The sequence below is a fragment of the Spirochaetota bacterium genome (genome assembly GCA_025061835.1).
In the GTDB taxonomy this organism is placed as follows: Bacteria; Spirochaetota; Brevinematia; order DTOW01; family DTOW01; genus SKYB106.
Window position 1 is genome coordinate 68,306 of the sequence record JANXAC010000003.1, and the last position, 23,326, is coordinate 91,631.

Annotated in this window: 19 protein-coding genes; 13 read left to right on the plus strand and 6 right to left on the minus strand. The window is 35.7% G+C overall.

Features of this window, described 5'->3' with window-relative positions; genetic code table 11:
- Positions 1-178: 178 nt before the first annotated feature.
- The gene (locus NZ579_02260) at positions 179-1,957 is read left to right on the plus strand and encodes a phospho-sugar mutase (GenBank protein ID MCS7298771.1); all 1,779 of its coding nucleotides are present in this window, start codon (positions 179-181) and stop codon (positions 1,955-1,957) included.
- On the opposite strand, the gene NZ579_02265 is transcribed toward NZ579_02260, so the two are convergent.
- The gene (locus tag NZ579_02265; protein MCS7298772.1) at positions 1,947-2,345 is read right to left on the minus strand and encodes a gamma-glutamylcyclotransferase; all 399 of its coding nucleotides are present in this window, start codon (positions 2,343-2,345) and stop codon (positions 1,947-1,949) included. The genes NZ579_02260 and NZ579_02265 overlap by 11 nt on opposite strands.
- 344 nt (positions 2,346-2,689) lie before the next feature.
- On the opposite strand from NZ579_02265, the gene NZ579_02270 reads away from it, so the two are divergent.
- The 4 genes from NZ579_02270 (at position 2,690) to NZ579_02285 (ending at position 6,154) form a co-directional block, all read left to right on the plus strand.
- Positions 2,690-3,313 (plus strand): GNAT family N-acetyltransferase, encoded by a 624-nt coding sequence (locus tag NZ579_02270; GenBank protein ID MCS7298773.1) that lies wholly within the window; start codon positions 2,690-2,692, stop codon positions 3,311-3,313.
- Positions 3,314-3,421: 108 nt separating this feature from the next.
- A complete protein-coding gene (gene sixA / locus NZ579_02275) occupies positions 3,422-3,886 on the plus strand; it encodes a phosphohistidine phosphatase SixA (protein MCS7298774.1) in 465 nt (154 codons plus the stop codon).
- A 188-nt stretch (positions 3,887-4,074) separates the two neighbouring features.
- On the plus strand, positions 4,075-5,709 hold the full coding sequence (locus tag NZ579_02280) for a VacB/RNase II family 3'-5' exoribonuclease (GenBank protein ID MCS7298775.1): 1,635 nt from the start codon (positions 4,075-4,077) through the stop codon (positions 5,707-5,709).
- Positions 5,702-6,154 carry a prepilin-type N-terminal cleavage/methylation domain-containing protein gene (locus NZ579_02285; GenBank protein MCS7298776.1) on the plus strand — a complete coding sequence of 151 codons (453 nt, stop codon included), beginning with the start codon at positions 5,702-5,704 and terminating at the stop codon, positions 6,152-6,154. The genes NZ579_02280 and NZ579_02285 overlap by 8 nt, the downstream gene beginning before the upstream one ends.
- A 47-nt stretch (positions 6,155-6,201) precedes the next feature.
- Here NZ579_02285 and cfpA read toward each other — a convergent pair whose 3' ends face one another.
- The gene (cfpA, locus tag NZ579_02290) at positions 6,202-8,166 is read right to left on the minus strand and encodes a cytoplasmic filament protein CfpA (protein ID MCS7298777.1); all 1,965 of its coding nucleotides are present in this window, start codon (positions 8,164-8,166) and stop codon (positions 6,202-6,204) included.
- A gap of 113 nt (positions 8,167-8,279) precedes the next feature.
- Positions 8,280-8,729 carry a glycogen-binding domain-containing protein gene (locus tag NZ579_02295; protein MCS7298778.1) on the minus strand — a complete coding sequence of 150 codons (450 nt, stop codon included), beginning with the start codon at positions 8,727-8,729 and terminating at the stop codon, positions 8,280-8,282.
- A 2,021-nt stretch (positions 8,730-10,750) separates the two neighbouring features.
- Here NZ579_02295 and NZ579_02300 point away from each other — a divergent pair.
- The 3 genes from NZ579_02300 (at position 10,751) to NZ579_02310 (ending at position 14,526) form a co-directional block, all read left to right on the plus strand.
- Complete coding sequence (locus NZ579_02300; protein MCS7298779.1) at positions 10,751-11,596, plus strand: OmpA family protein; 846 nt, start codon at positions 10,751-10,753, stop codon at positions 11,594-11,596.
- Positions 11,597-11,786: 190 nt separating this feature from the next.
- Positions 11,787-13,652, plus strand: a complete 1,866-nt coding sequence (locus tag NZ579_02305) for a penicillin-binding protein activator LpoB (GenBank protein MCS7298780.1) — start codon at positions 11,787-11,789, stop codon at positions 13,650-13,652.
- A 10-nt stretch (positions 13,653-13,662) separates the two neighbouring features.
- Positions 13,663-14,526, plus strand: coding sequence for a hypothetical protein (locus NZ579_02310; protein ID MCS7298781.1), 864 nt, complete (start codon positions 13,663-13,665; stop codon positions 14,524-14,526).
- Here the strand turns inward: NZ579_02310 and NZ579_02315 are convergent, their stop codons facing one another.
- Positions 14,527-14,997: a hypothetical protein gene (locus tag NZ579_02315; GenBank protein ID MCS7298782.1), complete on the minus strand. Its 471-nt coding sequence runs from the start codon at positions 14,995-14,997 to the stop codon at positions 14,527-14,529.
- Positions 14,998-15,163: 166 nt separating this feature from the next.
- The gene (locus NZ579_02320) at positions 15,164-16,768 is read right to left on the minus strand and encodes a DUF1957 domain-containing protein (GenBank protein MCS7298783.1); all 1,605 of its coding nucleotides are present in this window, start codon (positions 16,766-16,768) and stop codon (positions 15,164-15,166) included.
- Positions 16,769-16,889: 121 nt separating this feature from the next.
- Between NZ579_02320 and NZ579_02325 the strand changes: the two genes are divergently transcribed.
- Positions 16,890-17,402: a TlpA family protein disulfide reductase gene (locus tag NZ579_02325; protein MCS7298784.1), complete on the plus strand. Its 513-nt coding sequence runs from the start codon at positions 16,890-16,892 to the stop codon at positions 17,400-17,402.
- A 9-nt stretch (positions 17,403-17,411) separates the two neighbouring features.
- Here NZ579_02325 and NZ579_02330 read toward each other — a convergent pair whose 3' ends face one another.
- Entirely contained in the window at positions 17,412-17,696 is a 285-nt protein-coding gene (locus NZ579_02330; protein ID MCS7298785.1) for a MoaD family protein, read from the minus strand.
- Positions 17,697-17,929: 233 nt separating this feature from the next.
- On the opposite strand from NZ579_02330, the gene NZ579_02335 reads away from it, so the two are divergent.
- The 4 genes from NZ579_02335 (at position 17,930) to ahcY (ending at position 23,190) form a co-directional block, all read left to right on the plus strand.
- A complete protein-coding gene (locus tag NZ579_02335) occupies positions 17,930-19,111 on the plus strand; it encodes a heparan-alpha-glucosaminide N-acetyltransferase domain-containing protein (protein MCS7298786.1) in 1,182 nt (393 codons plus the stop codon).
- A 57-nt stretch (positions 19,112-19,168) separates the two neighbouring features.
- A complete protein-coding gene (locus tag NZ579_02340; GenBank protein MCS7298787.1) occupies positions 19,169-21,220 on the plus strand; it encodes a hypothetical protein in 2,052 nt (683 codons plus the stop codon).
- Positions 21,221-21,230: 10 nt separating this feature from the next.
- A complete protein-coding gene (locus NZ579_02345) occupies positions 21,231-21,605 on the plus strand; it encodes a hypothetical protein (protein ID MCS7298788.1) in 375 nt (124 codons plus the stop codon).
- 331 nt (positions 21,606-21,936) lie between these two features.
- On the plus strand, positions 21,937-23,190 hold the full coding sequence (gene ahcY, locus NZ579_02350) for an adenosylhomocysteinase (protein ID MCS7298789.1): 1,254 nt from the start codon (positions 21,937-21,939) through the stop codon (positions 23,188-23,190).
- The last annotated feature ends 136 nt before the right edge of the window (positions 23,191-23,326 follow it).

A 23,326-nucleotide genomic window follows, 5' to 3' on the forward strand; every position in this document is an offset into this window, starting at 1 on the left:
GATACTTTATATCAATGAATTCCAATTTCTATTGGTTGAGTAAGCGAGATTAAAGATACTGCAAGGAAAAAAGGAACTACACATAGTTGTAAATTTGCAAATTTTAGATTATATCAATATCTTTGAAATAAGCAATTATGGAAGTTAATAATTTTACAAACATTTTCCTGCTAGGAGGATGAGAATGTTAAGTCTTAACGATGTTCAATTGTCGGAAAGTGCTAAAAATAATATAAAGCTTTGGATAGATGAGTTTGGTAAAGATGTGGAGGAAGAGGTTTCAAGACTGGTCAGTGAGGGTAAGTTAGAGGAGCTTGAGGATAGGTTTTATAGAAAACTTGAATTTGGAACGGGAGGAATGAGAGGTAAGGTCGCAATAGGGACGAATAGGATGAACGAATACAACATCAGAATAGCAACTCAAGGTTTTGCTAATTATCTCAAAAAAGTTAAGGGCAATCAAATCTTATCGTGTGTGATAGGATACGATACAAGGAGAGACTCTAGGAAGTTTGCGATTGAGGCTTCAAAGGTTTTGGTGGGTAATGGTATAAAGGTGTATCTTGTTAAAAAACCTATGCCAACACCATTCATATCTTTTGCGGTTAGGTATCTAAAAGCGTCTGGTGGTATAATCATTACTGCTTCGCATAATCCACCTGACTACAACGGGTATAAAGTGTATTGGGATGATGGTGCGCAGGTTGTTCCACCACACGATAAAGGCATAATAGAAGAAGTGTATAGAATAACATCGTCAAAAGAGATAAGTATGGTTTCTGATGAAGAACTGTTAAAATCGGAATTGTTTGTTGAGTTTCTTGATGAAGTCAAGGATGCTTATCTTAAAATCTTAAAAGTAAGTTTGTCAGAACTCATTGATGTTGAAGATGTGAGTTTTAGAAAAGATATGAAGATTGCGTATACTCCTTTGCACGGGACGTCGCTTTACCTTACCATTGACGCACTCAAGTCGCTAGGTTTTGAGAATGTGTATCTTGTTGAAGAGGAATGTTCGGTTGATGGTAGTTTTTCAGCAGTTCCTTTACCAAACCCTGAAGAGGATAGTTCGTTTGAGAGAGTGATAAAACTGTCAAAACAGGTTGGAGCACAAGTGTTTTTTGCAAGTGATCCAGATGCGGACAGAGTGAGAGCAGGAATAATCGTTAATGATGAAGATGTATTATTCTCTGGAAATCAATTGGCATCTATGATGTTGGAGTGGATTCTGTCAAAGCTATATCAGAGAGGAACACTACCTGAAGATGGCTTTGTAGTAACTACAATTGTAACGACCGACTTAATAAGAAAGATTGCTCAGAGCTTCGGTGTAGAGACATATCTTACATTAACAGGCTTTAAATACATAGGAGAGAAGATAAGACAGTTTGAAGGGCAGAAAAGGTTTATATTTGGTTGTGAGGAGAGTATAGGATACCTGTATGGAGATGATGTTAGGGACAAAGACTCTGTAATATCCACGGTGCTTATATCTCTGATGGTTGAGGATCTGATGAAACAAGGCAAGAATTTGAAAGAATATTTATTTGAGATCTATAAGAAGTATGGGGTTCACATTGAGAGTCTTATCTCGCTTGAGTTTGAAGGTTTTGAAGGGCAGAGGAAGATTGAGAGTATGATGGGTAAGGTAAGAAGTGAAAGGTTTGAAGAATTTGCTAGCCTTAAAGTTTTATCTAGAATAGACGTTAAGAACAGAACTTACGAAGATTTTGCTAAAGGATTTAAGGAAGATTACAAAACTGACTTGCCAGTATCAAATGTGGTAATCCTTAATCTTGAAGGTGGTAGTAAGATAATAGTTAGACCTTCTGGAACTGAACCTAAAGTTAAGATATACTTCCTTAGTGAATTCGGTAAGGATGTTGAAAGCATTGAGGATTATCAGAGAAAGCATGATCTACTTGTGAATGACTTCAAAAAGAAAGTTATTGGTTAATGCTTTTTGAGAATTCAACCCAGTCGCCAGAAGGTATTTTTGGAGAGTCTTCAATGTCCTGGATAAATACATAACACCACGCATCTAAAGTCTGACCACTTTGTGTTTTAACTTTGACTTTAACTCTTCTTGACAAGCCTATTTCGATGTTTTTTATACTCACTGCATCTTCTGCTTCATCAAGTTTATATAAGTCATCTTCGGGTAATTCATAGACTTCTCCAATGACTTTACCATTGCCTTCAACAATTCCAGGGAACATATTATAGATGTAATATAGTTCAAATCCTTCAAGAATTGCGTAGTCAATAAACTTTGCATTACCTAGAAGGTAATGTCTAGGTTGATCTTTTCTGATCGTCCCAAAGACAAAAACCCTTTCATTCATATCTGAAAGTTTCAATAAGTAGTTAGATTGCTTTCAAACTTTTACGGGGCTGTTCAAAAAATTGCTGTATGTCTTTAGAGAATATTCAAGAGGAAGAATGAGTTTGTGAAAGTATATTAAAGTAATGTCTATCGGAGGTCAGATATGATGTCCTTCTTGGAAGTCATCAAACAAATATACTGGGAGATAGAAAGAATAATCAGCGAAGACTATTACAAAGGCAGAAGGATAAGTAAGAAACACAAAGATGTTGTTCTGTTTTGAACACTATCAACTTTTACTGTTTTGTAGATTTGGTAAGTTGTTCTTGAATGTAGACTTATAGTGTCTAGATAATTACTTCTGTGCTTGATATTGTAAGATGTAGTGATTTTTCAAGGGATACTTTACTTGAGATTAGTTATAAGGTTTCTGACCTTATTATTATCAGTTCTCAAGAGCTTTTTGAAGTTCTATTTGGAGATGATATGAAAAATGTTGTAAGAGATTTGTTTCTTGCTAAGGGAAACCTTTACAGTTATGAGAACACATGGGTTGCTATTGAAAGGGATCAAATTGTTGGGGTGATGGTTTTGTTTACCCAAAAGGATTTTTTCGTCAAGGGTTTGAGGATGGGACTTAAAATTCTGTCTTGTATGGGACCGAGAACATTTCTAAAGATACCTTTACTCTTGAAATCTTCTTCTCTTCTTCTACCTATACCTAAAGGGAGTATATACTTAAGCAACATATCTGTTCTTCCAGAATATAGAAGAAGAGGTTTAGGAAGAGAAATGCTAAAATATGTTTCAAACTACGCTAAATTATTGAAGTGCAATAAAGTTGTTTTAGATGTAGGTGTTGAGAATGATGTTGCTTTAAGACTCTATGAAAGTGAGGGGTTCAAGGTGGTAGCACAGACCAAGTCAGTAAAGATTAATACACATACCTTTTGTTTTTATAGAATGGAGAAAGAGATAGGAATTTGATGTTGAGTTAGGATGATTGGATGTTTAAAAAATTAGTCTTATAAGCCTAACTTTGTCCTGAATGTACTTTGTGGAATTTTCGGTTTTGAAAGTTTAAACTTAAGGTGTATGAGTAGTGTAAGTAGATTAATATTTTTAGTTCAACATGGTGAGGCAAAATCGGAGGATGAGGATCCCGAGAGACATCTGAAAGACATAGGTAAGGAGAAAACTAGAAAGGTTGCTGATATACTTTATGGTATGTCTCTAAGACCAAGAGTTATAGTTCATAGTGGAAAAGCAAGGGCAAGGGAGACTGCTGAGATTATGGCAGAGGTTCTGAAACCAGAGAAAGGTATTGTAGAGGAAAAAGGATTATCTCCTCTTGATGACCCTTCAAGTTGGGCTAGACGACTTGAGAGTGAGCAGGGAGTTATGATAGTAGGGCATCTTCCTTATCTATCAAAACTCACTTCACTGTTATTAATAGGTAATCAGGATGTTGAAATTGTGAAGTTCACATACTCTTCTTGTTTGGTGATTGTCAAAGAAGAGAAGTTTAGAATATCTTTGTTCATAACACCTGAGGTGTAGTGGTGTTATCTTTTTGTTCGGTAGGTTTGATTGATACTAGTTCGTTGAATGAGATGAATTCTGAAGTATTGATATTCTTCGTATATTCTATTAGTTGAAGACAATACTATTAGGTTATGTTTAGAGAGTTTGAAAAAGTTTTGGATTGTTATTGATAATTACGAATGTATTGAATATTAATTACTTAAATGGGAAAGAGAAAGAAAGGTGCTACATTAAAGAAGAGCATAGGTAGAAAACTTGAGGATCTCTCAAAGTCAGAACTTTTGGTAGAGATATCAAAGAGAAAGAAATTGCCTTGGCTTAAGGAAGAGATATTTGAAGACAATCCTTTACTTGATATCGTTTTAGTCTTGAGAAAGTATAAGATAAAGCACCGATTTTCAAAGGCTTCTTTGAAAGAAGCGAAGAGGATAAGCCAGTCTGTTAATGGTTCAGACTTAAAGGGTAGAATAGACTTGAGGGATGAGTTGATATTTACGATAGATGGTGAAGATGCGAAGGATTTTGATGATGCTGTGTCTCTTGAGATTAATAACAACTACTACATTCTTGGTGTTCATATAGCAGATGTTTCATATTATGTTAAGTCGGGCTCTCCGCTTGATAGGGAAGCTTTTGAACGAGGGAATTCTACCTATCTCATAGATGTCGTTTTCCCAATGCTTCCATTTGAACTCTCCAACGGTATATGTAGTCTAAACCCTAATGTTGATAGACTTACAGTTTCTGTTGAAATGTGGATAAACAAGAAGACACTTGAAGTTGATAAATTTGATATATTTGAGTCTGTTATAAGAAGTAAGTATAGACTTACTTATAATTATGTTGAAAAAGTCCTTGATGATCCTAGTATTGAGAGGGATGAAAGACTTGCGTATACGCTTCTCAATATGTGGGATCTTGCCAAAAAACTTCACGATAATAGGATAGCCAAAGGTGGTATTGATTTTAACTTTAAAGAAACGAAGATATACCTTGATGAGAGTGGAAATCCTATTGATTTCAAAGTCTATCCAAGACTAAAGTCTGAAAGATTGATAGAAGAATTTATGTTGATGGCTAACAAAACGGTAGCAAAATTTCTTTCTGACAAGGGACCTACAATATTTAGAATACATGAAGAACCTGATTATGAGAATATACAAAACATATCAAATATTGTGTCACTTTTCGGTTTTAGACTACCACCAGTTGAAGAAGTTCGTTCTGTGCATCTACAAGAGGTAATAATGAATGTTTCGCAGAAGGAGTATGAGGAGTTTGTGAATTACATTATCTTGAGGTCTATGAAACAGGCTAGATACGACACTGATAATATTGGACACTATGGACTTGATTTTGAACATTATACTCACTTTACTTCTCCTATAAGGAGATACCCAGACCTTGTCATTCATAGACTTGTTAAATTTGTCTTGAACAACAAAAAGAAGAGACCTAAATCACTTTCGCTTAAGAAACTAAAATGGATAGCAGATCACTGCTCTGAAACTGAGAGAGAATCTGTTTCTGCTGAAAGGTTTATTGCTAAGCTAAAGGGTATAAGGTATGTTAAGAAGTATCCAGATGAGGTATTTGATGCTATTGTATCGGGGTTTAAAGAAGATGGTATTTTCGTTCAGATTATAAAGAATGGTGTTGAGGGTTTTGTTAAGATTGAGGACCTTGGAGATGAGTTTGTCTATGATGCCAAGACAAATAGTTTTTTGTCTCGGAAAAGCGGTGATTCTTTGAGCGTTGGACACAAAATAAAGGTTAAACTCAAAGAATACTCTTTAGTAAAAGGATTCCTAGATTTTATAATTATCAGGGATGAATAGTAGAGCGTTTTCACTAGTTGAAGTAATGGTGGTAGTAATGCTATCATCAGTTGTGTTTTTGGTTATTTATAGTCTAACTTCTGTGGGTATAAGGTTTTTTGAGAACTTTTCAAAAAATTTTGATTTTTCAATAAATCAATTCTTGAGGGATGTAGAGTTTGAGTTATTGAGAGCAGATGAGTTCAGAGTTGATGGAGGAGTACTTGAGATTAGGTTGGGTGACACATTTATTAGGTATATTCAAGTTTCACCGAGTAAAGATTTTTCACTTCTGACGATAAGGAAGGAGATAATCTCTCGAGGGGTAGCAACCAAAAAAACTTTTACTCTTAGAAATGTATTTGAGTTGAAGATGAACAAACAACCAACTTCATCTAGAAACAAGCTTTATATATCCATTCTAGATGTTAATGGCAGATATATATATATGGGATATATACCTTGATGAGAAAAAGGTTTAGGAAAAGAGATAGGGGGTGTCCCCCCTTTGTTTTATAACTCTTCTAGTTTTTCTACTGCTTTTTTAGGAGACACATCAGCTTTGCCTTTTACTTTTGGTTCTTCAGTTTTTGATTCTGATTTAGCTTCTGAAGCTTTTTTATAGGCCATTTCAGAGACGCTTTCTTTATCTTCAGGTTGAGCAAAGGATTGGTCTATATCTGTTCTAACGGTTGATCTTCTTCTAGTGTATTGTGCAAACGCAACATCAGTAAAGCCCTTAGAGAGTTGGAATAAGAATTCATTTATGACCTCAGCCATTTGTCTGAGAATAAACTGCTTTCTCTTTATTGTCGTTATATCAAGTTCTAGTACTAGTCCTGGTTGTATATGGTGTGGGTTTAAAGAATAAGCAAACTCTCCAAATCGTTTTAGTATAAACTCAATTCTTTCTTCCAATATTACTCTTTCTAATGGTCTTTCCGCACCATGCATCTTCTGGAGTATTTCTTTTATAAAAGCAATTCTTCTAAATAGATTGTCAGTTTCAGGTATGTAATGAGGATTACTTTCTTCAACAACTGTATCATCAGGGTTAAGGAAACCTAACTCTTGCCACTTAACTTCATCACCACCGTTTTCAGCATTTGCCTCAAAGTATTCCTTAGCCCAATCTCTTGGCATGTATTTTACTACCATATCATCAAAATCTTTAATATTGTATTTCCTTTTGTTCTTTAGGTAGTATTGATAAACTAACTGCCATAATCTTCTTACTTCTCTCTCAAAAGCCTCAAAATGTTTGTCATATTCTTCTCTAAGCTTGACTAACTGATTCTGATCGTAATAAGCAATCTTCATTCTGTAGCTCTCGTGTGGTAGCTTTTCTGGGTCGGCTTCCTCGTATTCCTTTATGACGCATACTCTGGCGTTTTTAAAGTTATTAATATATTGGTATCCTAACTTGCCTGTATCAAGTATAGAAGTCAAAACATTAACGGCGGAGTTATATCCTCTATTCCTGATATTTTCAATATCAAATATCTTCTTTATTACTTCTCTTATGTTTAGGGGGTCATACTCATCAGGTGGTATCTCTGCTCGTAGTCCTTCTATTTTATCTATGAACTTCTTAGCGAGTATGGTGTATCTTGTTGAGTTTTCGTCGTCTTTATCATCGCTTGTAAAGTTTTCAATTTGCCTTATCTTTTCAAATATTATTTCGGTCTTATCCAGCTCAGCTTTTCCTTGGTCAATCAAGTTTTCATTGATCCTATCAATTTCTCTGTCAATTAATTCTATTATTCTATGTTGTATTGCTTCTTTTATTATGAGAGATAGAGGAACTTGATAATGATAGATAGGACTTATAAGCTCATTTTCAAGGATGTTTATTGAAAGCTTAACATCATATACATAAATTGGATTGTAGGGATTGTTTCTGAAAGTTCCCTTCATTATAGCATAGGCGTTCTGTCCTCTAACTAAAGCACCAACATCTGTCTTCTGTCTGAGTAGAGCGTTAGTTTTCTCTTCAATTTCTGTTACTTCTCTTTGAATGTGACCGTGTAGGTGTCCATACATATTAACAATGGATTTCTCTACCTCACCTGTATGGAACTTATCAGGTCCTGCAATCTTGTCAAGAAGTTCAACTACCTCCCTGGGGGTGTATCGTGCCATCTGTCTGTTCTCTTCCCTGTCAACGAAGGTTCTTACCTTCTTGAGGAACTCATCTTCAACCGTCTTGATATACCTATTCATCATATTTTGATAGGTGATGTTGATGTAATTATAGATCTTATCTCTTATACTTCCCATTATGTCAAGCTTATCTGTTACTTCAGGGGGTAGTTTAGTAAGTATTCTAGTCATCAGTTCATTGGTTAGATCATTAACGAATTTCTTATCCTCTGTTTCCTTAGACCTCCCCTCCTGAGCTAAACTTTCGTGGCTACCAACTGCGCTTGGTATATTTGGGTCAAAAACATTAGGACCCTTTGGAAATTGATCCAACATAGTAAACCTCCTTTAATAATAAATTTATATAGTGCAAAAATTATAAACTAATTCTAAATCATTTTACGAAAAGAGGAGATTATGAGATATCTCATAACCTCCTAAATAAATTTTTATTCTACTACTAAAACAGCGTTCTTACCACCGAAACCATCATCTACATACTCATTTGGTTTAGGAGAAAGATATTGCTCCAATTCGCTCATATCCTTTGGCCAGTTTCCGTCAATATAGTATTTGTATATGTATTTACCAGAGTCCCATTCGACCTCTATTTCAAATATGCCGTCACCGTCTGGATCCTCCATGGCATAGTTTGGGTCTGTTGGGTTCCAACCGTTAAAAGAGCCAACTAGATTTACAGATGAAGCACCGCCATACTCGTTTGCATTGAATGAAAATACTATCTTGCCAGCCTTTACTGGTCCTTTTCCGCCTTCTGCTTTTGCGGCTTTTTTATCTTTGGATTTTTTGTCTCCGGCCTTCTTTGCTCCAGCAGGAGCACAAGAGATTAGAGATACTGCAAGTGATGTTGCAATGATTATCGCTAGCAATCTCTTCATAATCTTACCCTCCTTTATCTTAAGTCAATTTTAAAAATTGGATTTACGATTGTCAAGAAAATAAACTTGTTATGATACTTCTGAGTAAGTTTCTTTGCAATTTGAATTCTGAGCATTCTGTTATTATAATTTTAGGACATACAAGGAGGAAAAACATGAGAAGAATAGTGATTTTGATTTTGTTTGTTACTCTGTCTTTTCGGGGCTTTTCACAAACTCTGGGGGGTAGTGAGTTTGTAAATGCGAATATATCGGCTAGCGATCAGTCAATAGGTGGTAATGATATTGTAAATACAGAAACTTCTTCTTCAATACTTATAAACCCATCAACAGGAGCATACCTTAAGCAGTTTTCTATAACAACCTCTTTAGGAGGATTGACAAGAACGGGAACTTATGGATTACTAGGAATATCCTATCCAACGCTTATTGGAACATTTTCAGGACAGTTTTTATACTATGGACTACCAGTTGGTATGAATATATTTGGTGCTACATTAGCGTTTTCAAAGGATGTTGCAGATGACTTAGGGGTTGGGTTTGGTATCACTGCAACGAGTGGTGTCAGTTTTGGGCTCAACTTCGGTTTCGTTTATAAGATGGTTAGAGATTTCTCTCCGGGTCTTGGGTTGAAAGAATTTACGTGGGGTGCATCTCTTTTGAACCTTGGGCTACCTGTAATTGTTGATAACAACAATCCATTCCCATCTCTACCTACTGTAAAAGGTGGTCTTGATCTTATGTTTCTAAGAACCGATCCTGTTAAGTTTTCGTTTGATGCTGGACTTTCGTTAGGTGCTTGGGGATTGAATGCTGAACTTAATGGTGGTCTTAAGGTGAATATATTAGATACTGTTCTGATAAAAGGAGGGGGGTTTGCTGGTAATAACAGGCTGGGTTGGTCTGCCGGTGCTACTCTGAAATACACTTTGGAGAGACAGTGGGGTATAGAGAGACTTGACATTAGAGTTCATTACTCTCTTCTAAATGTTATTAGTTCTGCTTCAGGTATAAGTGATATAGGTCATTGGATTGGTTTTGATTTTGCTCTCGGAACGATTGACACAACTCCACCAAAGATTGATATAAATCTTGATGTATCCAAAAGTGATGAGATAAACTTAAGCCTTACAAGAAAACTTGATTTTCTCTACTTCGGAAGTTCTGCTGGAGACAAACCTATATACATCTCTCCAAACTACGATGGAAGGAAGGACAGAGTTAAGATCAATCTCAATATTCAAGAGGGAGGGGTGCTAAGGGAGTGGAAGATAATCGTGAAAGACGCCAAAGGTGATATTGTAAAGACCATTGAGTCAAAGATTAGAAGAGATTTTTCACTTGATTTTGAGGAACTTTTTAGGAGACTTTTTGCTCCTAAAGAGTCTGTCAGTGTTCCTGGGTTTGTGTATTGGGATGGAACTGACACTAAGGGTAAGGTTGTTACGGATGGAGAGTATTCTATTCAAGTCTTTGCTAAAGACATAGAAGGTAACGAATCATCTTCAAAAATATTCAAAGTGGTAGTTGACAACACACCTCCGAGTGGTTCTGTATCCGTTCCTTATCTTATCTTCTCCCCCAACGGCGATGGTAATAAGGATGATATTACTTTTACCTTAAGAAACCTAACAAGGGGGGACGAATGGAATGCTTGGGTAGAAGATCAGAAGGATAACAGAGTTAAGAATTGGAACTTGGGGACTACTCCTACTGATAAGATAGTATGGGCTGGACTGGGAGATGACGGAAAACTAGTTCCTGACGGTAATTATGTGTTCTATCTAAAGGGTGAGGATCTAGCGGGGAATGTTTTTATAACTAACATAACTGGTATCTTGATCTCGACTAAGTTAAGAAATATTCTTGTTTCATCAGACATATACGAGATTTCTCCTAATGCGGATGGGCTTTTTGATAGAGTGAATATAAGTGTTTTTATTGATGATTTTAACGGACTTCAGAGGTTGAATGTTTATGTAAAGGACCCAAGAACTGGTAAGACGCTAAGAAGTTGGAATATGGAAGGTGGTAAGTTCCTAACTAATCTCTTCTGGGATGGAACTGATAACACTGGTAATGTTACTGTGGATGATGTTTATGTTGTATATGCTGATGCAGAGTATGTTGATGGTAATAAACCCGTTTCACCTGAGATATTTGTTAAAGTTGATGCAACACCACCTCAAGCAAGAATCTCGTTTCAACCTTCTGTATTTTCACCTGATAATGACGGGGTTGATGATGAGGTGTTTTTCAAGATAAATGTTTCTGATGACTCTGATATAACTGGTTGGTCATTCAAGATTTGGTATCCTGGAGCGAAAAGGGTGTTTAAAGAGTTTAAAGGAACAGGAACTCCCCCTACAGAGATAATATGGGATGGAATAGGTGATAATGGTGATTTGGTTGATAGTGCTGAGGAATATCCTTTGAGTTTTGAAGTTTCTGACAAGCTTGGAAACAAAACTAGTTTAAGACCTGCTGTGCTTCCGACGGATATACTTGTGGAAGTTACACCTTATGGATATAAGATAAGAGTTCATAGTATAGAGTTTGCTTTTGGTAGTGCTGAACTTACACCGAAGGGTGCGCAGATTGTTAGAAGAGTAGCAGATAAACTTAAGAAGTTTGGTGGTTATAGAATAAGAGTTGAAGGGCATACTGATAATGTTGGATCCTTTGATTACAACTTGAGACTTTCAAAGGCAAGAGCAGAATCTGTAAAGAAAGAACTCGTTAAAAATGGACTTGCAAGCGATAGAATAACTACAGAAGGATACTCCTTTGAGAGACCTATCGCACCGAACGATACGGAAGAGGGTAGAGCAAGAAACAGAAGAGTTGAATTTATACTCATAAAGTAGGTTAGCAGAGAGTAGTATAACACCTGAGAAGCTGAGGTGTAGATGTAATTGAAATATCATAGAAATATCTGTGTAATTCTTTGAATTGCATTTGAGTTTTGGTTTTGCTGAGTGTTTTGAATAGAAAATAAAGTTTGAATATTTTGAGCAAATAATTATATTATTATTATTTGGTAGAAGGAGGTGTGTTATGCATAAAAGCGTTTCCTTTCTAAGGGGAATCATTACAGTATCAGTTTCTATACTCATGGTGTTTATTTTTGGACAGATAGCATTTTCAAGACTAGGTTCTGGTGATAGCATATATACACCACAATCCGGAAGTAGTGTCAAGGATTATGATGCTGATCCATCCATTAAATGGAGGAACTATGAAGAGATAAAAAACGAGATTAAGGATAATATATCTAGGATAGGCTTATCTCCGAAGGGTGGCAAGAAGAAGATGGTGGTATATGTATGGGATTTTGATAATAAGAGTGGATATAGAGTAGGTTCTCATAAGATTAAGGATGATATTTCTACTTTGCTTTTAGAGACAGACAAGTTTAAACTTATTGAGGATGCGATTGTTGAAGCGGCGCTAAAAGAAATGAATTTGTCCGGTACAGGTCTCATTGATAAGTCAAATGTTAAAGAACTCGGTAAGAGAATAGGCATAGACTATATAGTATATGGTTCTATAAATAACAACCAACTTGCTGGTGGTGAGCCTAATATATCCCTTGTCTTAAAGACCATAGATGTTGAAACAACGGAAGTAGTTTGGTCCTATGAGATAGGCATGAACAGAAGAGACTACAAAACGAGTTTGGATGCTGTCATTGATGAGAGTATTTTCAGGCATCAGTATTCACTCGCTAGAGAATGGGATAGAATAAATAAAGAAAGTATAGAGTCTTATGGGAAGCCTATAACAACTATATCAGTGTTTTTTGTTAATGCAGGAAGAGGTATAGATGATAGTGCAGTTGTTGATAAGATGACCAGTGCTTTAATACAAGCTAGGATACCAAATCTAAAAGTAATAGACAGAGCAAATTTGAGTAGAGTTATAGAGCAAATAAGTAAAGAAGGATACGAAGAGTCTGCATTTTTTAGGACCAAGAAGGAGTTTGGAAAGTTTTACGGTGTTGATGCATTTCTGTATGGAGTTGTTGTTAGGGATCCTTCTACTGGTAAAACTGAACTTAACCTTAAACTTGCTATGGTAGAGAGTGTTACGGTTGATTGGGGTAGAAAGTTTCAGTCGGAAATGACTTCTGCGGAGAGAGAGGCAATAGGTAAGATTCAGCAGAAGGAGTTTTCTGAAAATGTTTCAAAAACTGTAAGTGCTACTGCTGGTGCGGTAGGTGAGTTTTTAGGTTTCATTCTTTCTGCACCTGGGATTGGTGTTAGGTTGAGTGGTGGATGGCTTGGAGGCTTTACTACTCCGGCGATGACTTCAAAATCTCTATATAACAATAATGATATATTCAAGGATAGCCTACAATTATCATCTTTCAACGTGTCTATAGACTTTTTCAGGTTGAGAATATGGAGAAAAACTTATATTGACACAGGTATTAAATTCTGGATTGGTAGCTATACTACCTCAGAAGACGAGGGTCAACTTAGATCTGCTAGTTTTAATGGAAGATTACCATATATTTCTCTCAGAAATATTGTAGATGATGTTTTTTTTGTGAGAGCATCGCTTATGCCATTGATCGATGGTATATCAGTAATATCTTCAAAGGTATCTTATAATTATCCTTATACATATGGATATTACATTTATACTATCTCAAACACTGTTGAAGTAAAAGTTCCTGATCCTAACGCAACATATTCTAGTTCTAGCCCGTTGAACTGGCCTTTTGAGTTTGAGACAGGTGTCTCACTTGCTGAAGGAGGTCCGCCATATTTATCAATTGTTTTTGGTTTGTGGTTCCCTGGCGAGTACGGAAATAACAAGAGTGATCTGGAGTGGGAATTTGGAATAAATATGGTAGTACCAATATTCTGGTGGCATCCATTTTCTTTCTTGTATGATAAATACTTAGAGAACCTATAAGGAGATGAATATGACCTCAAGGTATAGTTTTATTATTCTAACTCTTCTACTTACTCTAGTATTTGATGTTTTAGCGAAGACCTCTAGCGATGACCAGAGTCGAATACTATCTACACTTAAGTTTGTTGTTGTTCCTGAAAGTAATTATCAGAACGATGAATATACATTATTTACGATAAGTTCATTGAATGATAGGTTATCAAGCATAGGGGTTGAATATGTTGAACCTACGGTATTGGAAAAACTACGAAAGAAACTTGCGAAGGTCTATGAAGAGAAGAAGGGTGAGGTGATGACATTTTCTCAACTTCTTGCTAGTGAGGCTGGCGGAAATGTATATATAGATGTATCAACAAAAGTTGAGGATAGAGAGATGAGTAGTCTAACTTCATCTTATCAGGGTGCTCCAAGTGTAAGAATAAGACAAGTTCATATAAGAATTACATTAAGTTCCTATGATGTTTCTACAGGTAGAGGGTTAGGTAAGGTGATAGTCTCAACGAATGTTCCTATTGCTGGAAACACTTCGGAGAAAATAGAGGGAGTAATATCAAAACTGTCAGAAAGCGGCTTGAATGATGTTATCTCTAGAATAATCAAATATCTTGAGGGTGGAAGATTGGTATTACTCAAAGTTATTGGTGTAAAAAGTACTGATGAGAGAGAAATATCTACTGTGATTGATGGAATATCTAGTGTTAAAATGAAAAAGAGGAAGAGTCTTTCAGAAGGATATGTTGAATATGATGTTGTAATTGTTGGTAAGACTGATGACTTTGTTGATGAACTGAGAGATAGTTTGAGGACATTACCTAGTATTCAAAAAACAGATATTACCCATTCTCAAAATCTTGTTATCTTAAAAGTAAAGTAGTTAGTTTGTTAGGGTAATATTCGTTATATTGCTCAAGGGGCTGAAAGTTCTTCTTGAGGCGGAGTAAGATGCAACTCCAACATAGTAAGTTATGTTAGTAGTTATGTTGGATCCGTTTGGAAGGCTTGTTATTGTAAATGAGAAATCTCTAGTTATAATTGATATAGGGGCTATTACTGTTGGTAGTCCACCTGAAGAGTTGTTTAGATATGGTTTGTCAAAATGGTTTGTAGAATTTCTATCCTTGTATATATCATTTGAATTAGTTGATATGAAGATGACATATCCTGAAAAATAATTTTCACTATTATTCCCCCACCAGCGTGCTTCTATTTGGTTGGTAGATTTCTGAACAAGTTCAAGTCCTAGTGGTGGGGTCAAAGGGAAACTCTGATATATCGCCCCTATAACACAACCATTTATAACGATAGATGATAATGTTATTCCTGAAATTAGAACTAATAGCTTCATCAATTAGTGAGGATATTTGATGTGGCAGTCTCGTTTCAAGTAAAGTATAGCCTTTTAAGAAGTTTTCCTTTACTAGTGATCCTTTGCCTAAAGGTTCCGTTTAAAAAATTACATAGAGACTTATAAATCTTTCAACAAAAGAAGCCAGCAAGCCGTATTTATTTTATTATTTATCTGCGTAGTATCTAAAGTCTATCTCTGGGAAGATGTTATCAAGGTATTCAATGTATCTTAGCCATTCAACATCTATATGTCCTGACTGTACCATATCATATATTCTGAATAGTCTGTTTATGTGATCTTTCGTTCTTTTTACTGCGTATTCAACTGTAGTTCCTGTTCGCATTATGAAAGCCCAGTCAGATGATTGAGCAAGTAATAATTCTCTTGCCATTTGATTGAGTGCCCTTTCTATAAGTTTATCGTTTGTATTTCTAAATTTGTTCGCTAACTCTATCATCTTTTCATCTGCTTTGTGTAGATGTCGGTATATCCAATCGTTAGGTCCAGAGAGCCAGAATTCATTATAACCTTTGTATCCCCAACTACACATCGGTGGAGTTGCAACCTGATTTTTAGGATATCTTTGTAGGTATTCTACTGGTGTTATCATTTCAACTGTTGTATCCCAGTTTCTTGACTCCCAACACTTTTTTGCGACTGCGTATATGAACTGGGGACCTTCAAACCACCAATGCCCGAAAAGTTCTGCGTCATACATTGATACAACTAATGGTTCTCTGTCCATCATACCAGATAGGTATTCAATCTGTTTTTGCCTATTAAATATGAAATTACCTGCGTGTTCCCAAACTCGCTCCATTGCTTTACCATAGTCATAAGGTTCTTTCTTATCTAAAGGAACATCAGCTCCTGTTATTCTGTAATACTTTATGCCTGTCATCAATCTAATCCCACTCTCGTGAATATAGGGTCTTATGTAGTCATAGTCAGCGTCGTAACCAAGGTCTCTATAGAACTCTCTATACCAAGCATCACCAGGGTATCCTTCCTTTGCGCTCCAGACGGATTTAGATGTCTCAACGTCTCTTCCAAAGAATGCTATACCATTTCTTGTGTACATTGGTGCAAATACGCCATACTTTGGGCGTTTGTCTGCGTATAGTACTCCGTGTGTATCAACAAAGAAGAACCTAATACCTGCTTCTTTTAGTATCTCTTCAAGACCTGGGTAGTAAGCACACTCAGCATTCCAAATACCTCTAGGTGATTTGCCGAAGACTCTTTCATAGTCTCTTTTTGCTACTAGATACTGTGCTCTAACAGCGTTAGGGTAAATCTCCATAAGCGGAGCATAGCCGTGTGTTGCGCTACAGGTTATTATTTCTAACTTTCCTATATCTTGGAACATCTTAAATCCATTCAGTAAATTGCGGTTATACTTATAGAAAACATTTAGACAATCCCTAAAATGATTGAGATACATCTTAGCAGTTTCATGGAACTCTGGTAGCCATCTTGTTCTATGAACCTCGCGTTCAGCCAACTCAACCAATTTCTGAATATGTTTTTCATACCTATCTTGGAGTAGTGGATCTCCAAGCATATTTGCTAGTGGTGGTGTTATAGACATCGTTATCCTAAAATCAACACCATCGTTTAGTAACTTCTCGTAAACCTGTAGTAAAGGAATATAAGTCTCCGACATCGCTTCAAATAACCACCTCTCTTCCATCGAGTCTGTGTATTCTGGGTGTCTAACGAAAGGTAAATGAGCATGTAAGACCAGCATCCAATATCCCTTTGCCATTTCTACCTCCCTTCTTGAGTGTATTTATCCTAAATGAGTCCTGTTTGGTTTTCAACAGAAATTAATTGAAACTTAATAAACTTTTTATTATATTCTAGTAAAATGTTCAAGGAGGATAAATATGACTAGATTGACAGGATTGTTTTTATTTGTAATATTTTTGTTTTCGCTTAATGGTATGTCTTTTTCAAAGACAGAAGGTTCTAAAAGTAGAAAATATCCTCCATTTATATTCAAATCAGTTGCTTTGGAAGGTAAGAGTATAGACCTTTCTGAATATGTTGGAAAGAAACTGATAATGGTTAATTTCTGGGCTAGTTGGTGTCCTCCTTGTAGATATGAAACTCCAGATCTGATCAATCTACAAGAGGAGTTCAAAGATAAACTTTTGATAGTTGGTGTTGCTTTAGATAACACTGTTGAACCTGTTAAGGTATTCGCTCAAAGATATAAGTTTAACTATCCTATCGTTCATGACGGTTCAGGTGAAATATCCTATCTGTATGGAGGTATAACATCTATACCGACGACATTCATAATAAATTATGAAGGTAAAATAGTGGAAAGAATAATCGGGGCTAGAAGTTTTGAAGTATTCAAGGGATACGTGGAAAAGTATATAAGGAAAAATTAGTTTGTGTTTCTAGTACCCACCAGCAATAGCAGGCAGTATAGTTACTACATCTCCGTCTTTTAATTTAGTGTTTTCTCCTTCAAAATCCCTAACGTTTGTGTTGTTTATGAATATTGTTAGAAATTTTCTGAGAGAGCCTGACTCATCAAACAATCTGTCTTTTAGTTTTGGATATTCATCTGTAAGCTTTATTAAAGCGTCCTTGAGAGTTTGAAAAGAGTCCTCTAAATGAACTTCTCTTTGGTTTGAAACATATACTCTTAAAGGAGCTGGTATTTTTATAGTTATCTTCATCTCAAGCAACCTCCAACGCGGGTATAATAATATATATACTTTGTAAGGTTTATCAACTTAACTCAGACTTCTATAAGTATTTTGGAACTTACTAAAGTTAGATTTATGAAACCAGTAGAATGCTCTTTATGTTTGAATGCATTTAGACAAAAGGAACGAGGAAGACGAGGTAGTAGTTTGACTATTAAATCTTTACTAAATTAACATACGATATTGTTTTTGAAGTCACCAAGATGAGTAGTCAATCTACGAATTTATCTAGAATTTCTACCATAGATGATAAAGAACAAAGATTTATATCAATTGATATTCTAAGAGCATTATCCATAGTTCTTATGGTCATAATTCACTCTGTAATATATACATCTTCCGGAGGGGATTATGATCAAACTTTGTATTTTGTTGTTAATAGCGCTATTGGTGTGATACCTGCACCTCTATTTGTGTTTCTTATGGGTATGAGCTTATCTATTATGGCTTATAGATGGAAGCAACTAGGCTTAAGTGAATCTAGGATTACAGTATCACTCATTATTAGGGGTTTTTTAATATTCACTATTGGTTTAGTTTTTGCTGGTGCTGTTTGGGGTATTAAGTTCATATTTATATGGGACATACTTACATTACTGGGTTTCTCAACAATACTACTAACTTTAATTAGGAACTGGAATAGTATAGTTTTGACAATATTAGCATTAATAATTGTCCTAGTTGCACCAATACTTAGGCAACTTTTTGGTTATCCAAAGTTTTGGGAATATGACGAGTATCAACCACCTATTGTTTTGGAAGAGATAATAGGAGGTTTTTTACTCAACGGATACTTTCCTGTTTTACCTTGGGTTTCGTTTGCAATACTCGGATATGTTGTTGGTAGGTTTGTTCTTCTTAATGAGAATGAGAATATAAGAGAGAGAAACAGAAGGGTGCTTATAATTTTCGGGATATCCTTTATAGTCTCTGGCTTTTTGGCTTTTGGAGTTGGTAGCTTGTTGAGTGAAGGATTTGTAAAAGCATACCTGATGGAACTTGAGTTTTATCATTTGAGTTTTACGATGTTCCTCATACTACTTGGTATATGTTTCATACTTTTTTGGGTTTTGCATATAATGTTAGATCTTAAGAAGGTGGAATACAGATGGTTCTATCCGTTCAGAGTGTATAGTCTTTTCTCTCTTACTGTCTATATTTTGCATCATATACCGATAGTTTTGATACCTAGAATTGTAGGATGGATACAGTTTGGTGATGATTACTACTATTACAAGAATATTTTTTCAGCTCTTGAGGGATTGTTGATAGGACTTACACTGGTTGTTATCTTTTATCAACTTTTGGTATTATGGAATAAGTTCAGTGGTAAGTTTAGCTTTGAGTGGGTTATAAGAAGTATATACAAATATCCGGTTCGCTAATTGAAAGCGGAATGTAGATTTGATTAGTATTTATTCAGGAGTAAGAGGTAGATGATTATGAAGAATATAATTGATATATCCTTAGGTGCCGTATTCTTTGTTATGGTTGCTTTTACATATTTGCAGAATTACAAGTATAATGATAACTCAATGGATTGGCTTAATAACGATTACTCACTCGGGCTTATAAGGTCTGTCACTACCAACACTGTTCTTATGACTGAGGGTGGTGATAACCAAGTTTTTGGGCTGGCTTACTTCCAGATGGTTGAGTTTAAAAGACCTGATGTTGTCTGCTACGACCAAAAGGGGAATGTTTTTAAAAGGATTTATGGAGACTTGAGATACTTACCATTTCAAAACCTTCAACTTAGGATGGATGTAGTTGATTACAACATTATAAATGGTTTTGAGCCATTTTACAAAGGTGAACTTAGGACAAAGGGAGAACCAACTTTTGAAGAGTATAAGTTCAAGGATCAGGTTGGTAAGAAAAACGTTTACATGACCTGGACTGGAAAAGAACTCTGGAAGTATGGAGATTACTACTACAAGCAGTATGGAATGATGTATAAGGTTAGCGATTCAAAATACTTCATAGTTGACAAACTTAAGGAATATAAATCACTTCCAATAGATTATGTAAGTTCAATCTACAAGAGTTTGCTTATCCCTAACATTGATGCACAGAAAGTGTTTGAATTAACGAGAGTTTTGGAATACGAAGGGTATGTGAAGATAGAGACTAACAGAGTAATTCCAAAAAAAGAGTTTGTATATACTGGTGGTAAGAATGGAAAACTTCTGTTCAATGAGATAGTAAAGAGAGTTGTGTATGAAGAATCCCTCAAAGGCTTGGTTGTAGATCAAGTTTCGTACAACAACTTAATTCCTATAATAAGAGCAAGAGCAGAGAGTATTTACAAAGTTGTTTTCAATCAAGTTTTGGGTATCCTTTCTAAAGAGGGATACATAACGGTAAAGGGCGATAGAATATACTTCCTGAAAGATTATGAACATCCTAATGGCTTAGATACTATGGATTACTACAACTACTACAAGCAGAGATGGACGCAGACACCAGTTTCAGTATGGTGGGACTACCTTACGAAAGAGATAGCATCTTCTTTCAACTACTCTCTTGCAAAATACTATTTTGATAAGATGTCTGAATACAAAAACGTAACAAACATAGTAGAACCTACAGTAAGGAGTAATCTCTTGAATTTGATAGCAGAGTATAAAGAAATGATACCTAAATACCTTGATGAAGCAGTTAAGTATGGTTCGGATATGGCACCAATGCTGTTTAATAGTGCTATGTTGTATTATCAGATGTCCAAATACTACCTGGAAGATAAAGATATAGAGAAGTCAAAGCAATATTTTCTCAAGGCTCTTGATTTACTACGCGAGGCAATAAGAGTTGATATGTTCGCATCGTATGCTTTCATAAGATTTGGAGTTTTGGCTTTGGAATACGCTAATTCTTTTGCTTCACCAGAGGAGGAAGGAAGATATTTAGATGAAGTGAAAGTCTATTGTGATACTTTGATTAAAAACCTAAGTTATAGAAGACAATACGGAGGAGACCCTAAAAAAGCACCGGAATACAACGATTTAAACCTACTCAAAAATATATCCGATAGGTTCAAATCAACTCCAAAATCAAATATCGTCCAGTATGAGATGTTGGTTCAAACTACAACTGATGATGCTCAGAAAGCACAACTATACTTACAGTTAGCAAATATGTATCTAGCCAGATTTTCAGGTATTGATGTTCAGATGTTGAATAAGTCAAAGAGTGCTATGGAGAATTATATCAAATTCTCCAAGAATAAGGACCTAATGTTCTATATGGGAGTTATTAACTACTATATCTCAATAAGAGACTTTAAGAGTTCGTATGAATATGGACTTGAGGGGCTTAGGAAGGTTAAGGATAATGCAAAGTATCTCTATTTTGCTGTTGCCTTCTCCGCTGATAATCTTGGTAAGAGGGATGAAGCGCTGAGGTACTATTCAGAATTTGTTGACTCTTGGACTGGTCCTAATACTCAGGAATACAACTACGCTATACAGAGGATCAGTGCTCTCAAAAAATAGGAGGTTATTTATGAGTAATGCGTTGAGGTGGTATTTTGTATTTGTTGGTATTTTCGTATCACTTGTTGTTGTGTTGGCGATACTTCAGTTGATACCTTCAACATCGTTGGAGCCTTCTTACAGATATATACACAGATACGAAAGTTTTGTAAGACTTTTGAATGAAAATGAAAGAAAATTGTTTTTTGAGAAGAAATATGAAGAGTGTGCTAGAATGCTTGATGATAGAATATCTAGAGATGAGAGCTTAAAAAAGCAGATACAGAAAATAAAAGAATTTGAGGCTATAGATGTGTTCCCAACACCTTTAGTGCTTGAATACTTTGGCTACTATGTTTATAACGAAGTTATAAAATACAACCCTAACTACAAGTTTGTTGAGTAGATAAACTTCGTAGTCCAAAATTTTGAAGTCTTTTGATGTTGAGTTTGAATTAATTGCTACTTAATTAATCATCACTTACTTAGTAGTTGATTAGGAAGTTGCATACAGGTTATATTAACAAAGTTATAGTTAAATTCCTAGGAACAAAATATCTGCTTTCTTAATATCTTTGCTTTAAATAGGATTTGACAGCATAACAATAAAAAATCAAGAATCCTTATCACAAGGTGCATAGTAGAAATTACTAAAGTGGATTATTCAAGATTAAAAACCCGCTACTTGAGTAGTCTAGAGATATTATTTAAGTAGTCTAGACGAGGAGGAAAAGTTTATGGAGTATCATATAAAAGATATCAACCTAGCAGAAGAAGGATACAAGAGGATAATGTGGGCTTTTAAAGATATGCCAGTTCTTGCGATCATAAGAGAGAGATTTCGTAGAGAGAGGCCACTTAAGGGGATAACCATATCTGGTGCATTACACATAACTACAGAGACTGCTAACCTTGCTATAACACTCAAGGAAGGTGGAGCGGAGGTTCTACTATGTGCTTCAAATCCTCTCTCAACACAGGATGATGTTGCTGCATCGTTGGTAAAGCATTTTGAGATACCAGTATTTGCTATAAAAGGTGAGGATAGAGATACCTACTACTCTCACATTAGAGAGGTTTTATCAAGAAAACCTGATATAACGATAGATGATGGAGCTGACCTCGTTACAACACTTCACAAAGAAATGACTAGTGTTATTGACAAAGTGATAGGTGGGACTGAAGAGACAACAACTGGTGTTATAAGACTTAGGGCTATGGAGAAAGAAGGAGTGTTGAAGTACCCAATAATTGCCGTAAATGATGCTATGACAAAACATCTGTTTGACAATAGGTATGGAACTGGACAGAGCACTATTGATGGTATAATTCGTAGCACAAATAGGCTTATTGCTGGTAAGTATTTCGTTGTTGCTGGGTATGGATGGTGTGGTAAAGGGGTCGCTATGCGAGCAAAGGGGATGGGCGCTAGAGTAATAATAACAGAAACTGATCCAATAAAAGCACTTGAGGCAGTTATGGATGGGTATGAGGTTATGACGATGGATGAGGCTTCAAGAATTGGAGACTTTTTCGTAACAGTAACAGGTAATAAAAATGTTATAACAAAGGATCATATACTTAAGATGAAAGATGGGGTAATCATTGCTAATTCTGGACACTTTGACGTTGAGATTGATGTTTCATCACTTAATACTCTTTCTAAAAGTAAAGAAGAGATAAGGAAAGGTGTTGTTGAGTATGAGATAGATGGTAAAAAGATATACCTTCTTGGACAAGGTAGGCTTGTAAATCTAGCAAATGCTGAAGGTCATCCTTCAAGCGTGATGGATATGTCCTTCGCAAACCAGGCTCTTTCATGCGAATATCTCGTTAAAAACAGGGGAAAACTTAAGAAATCAGTAATGCCAGTTCCAGAAGAAATTGACAGAGAGATTGCACGGTTAAAACTCCAATCTATGGGAATAAAAATTGACACACTTACTCCAGAACAAGAACGATACCTTTCAGGATGGTCTGAAGGAACTTAGTGCTTAGTTTTGAATTGGAACTCTTGAAGTCTAGATTAATTTAAATTTCATTACAGCAAATTGACTTCATAACTTCTGTGCGTACTTTATTTCAGATTGTGTTTTGTCTGGTCGTTTCGGATAGATTTTGTTTATC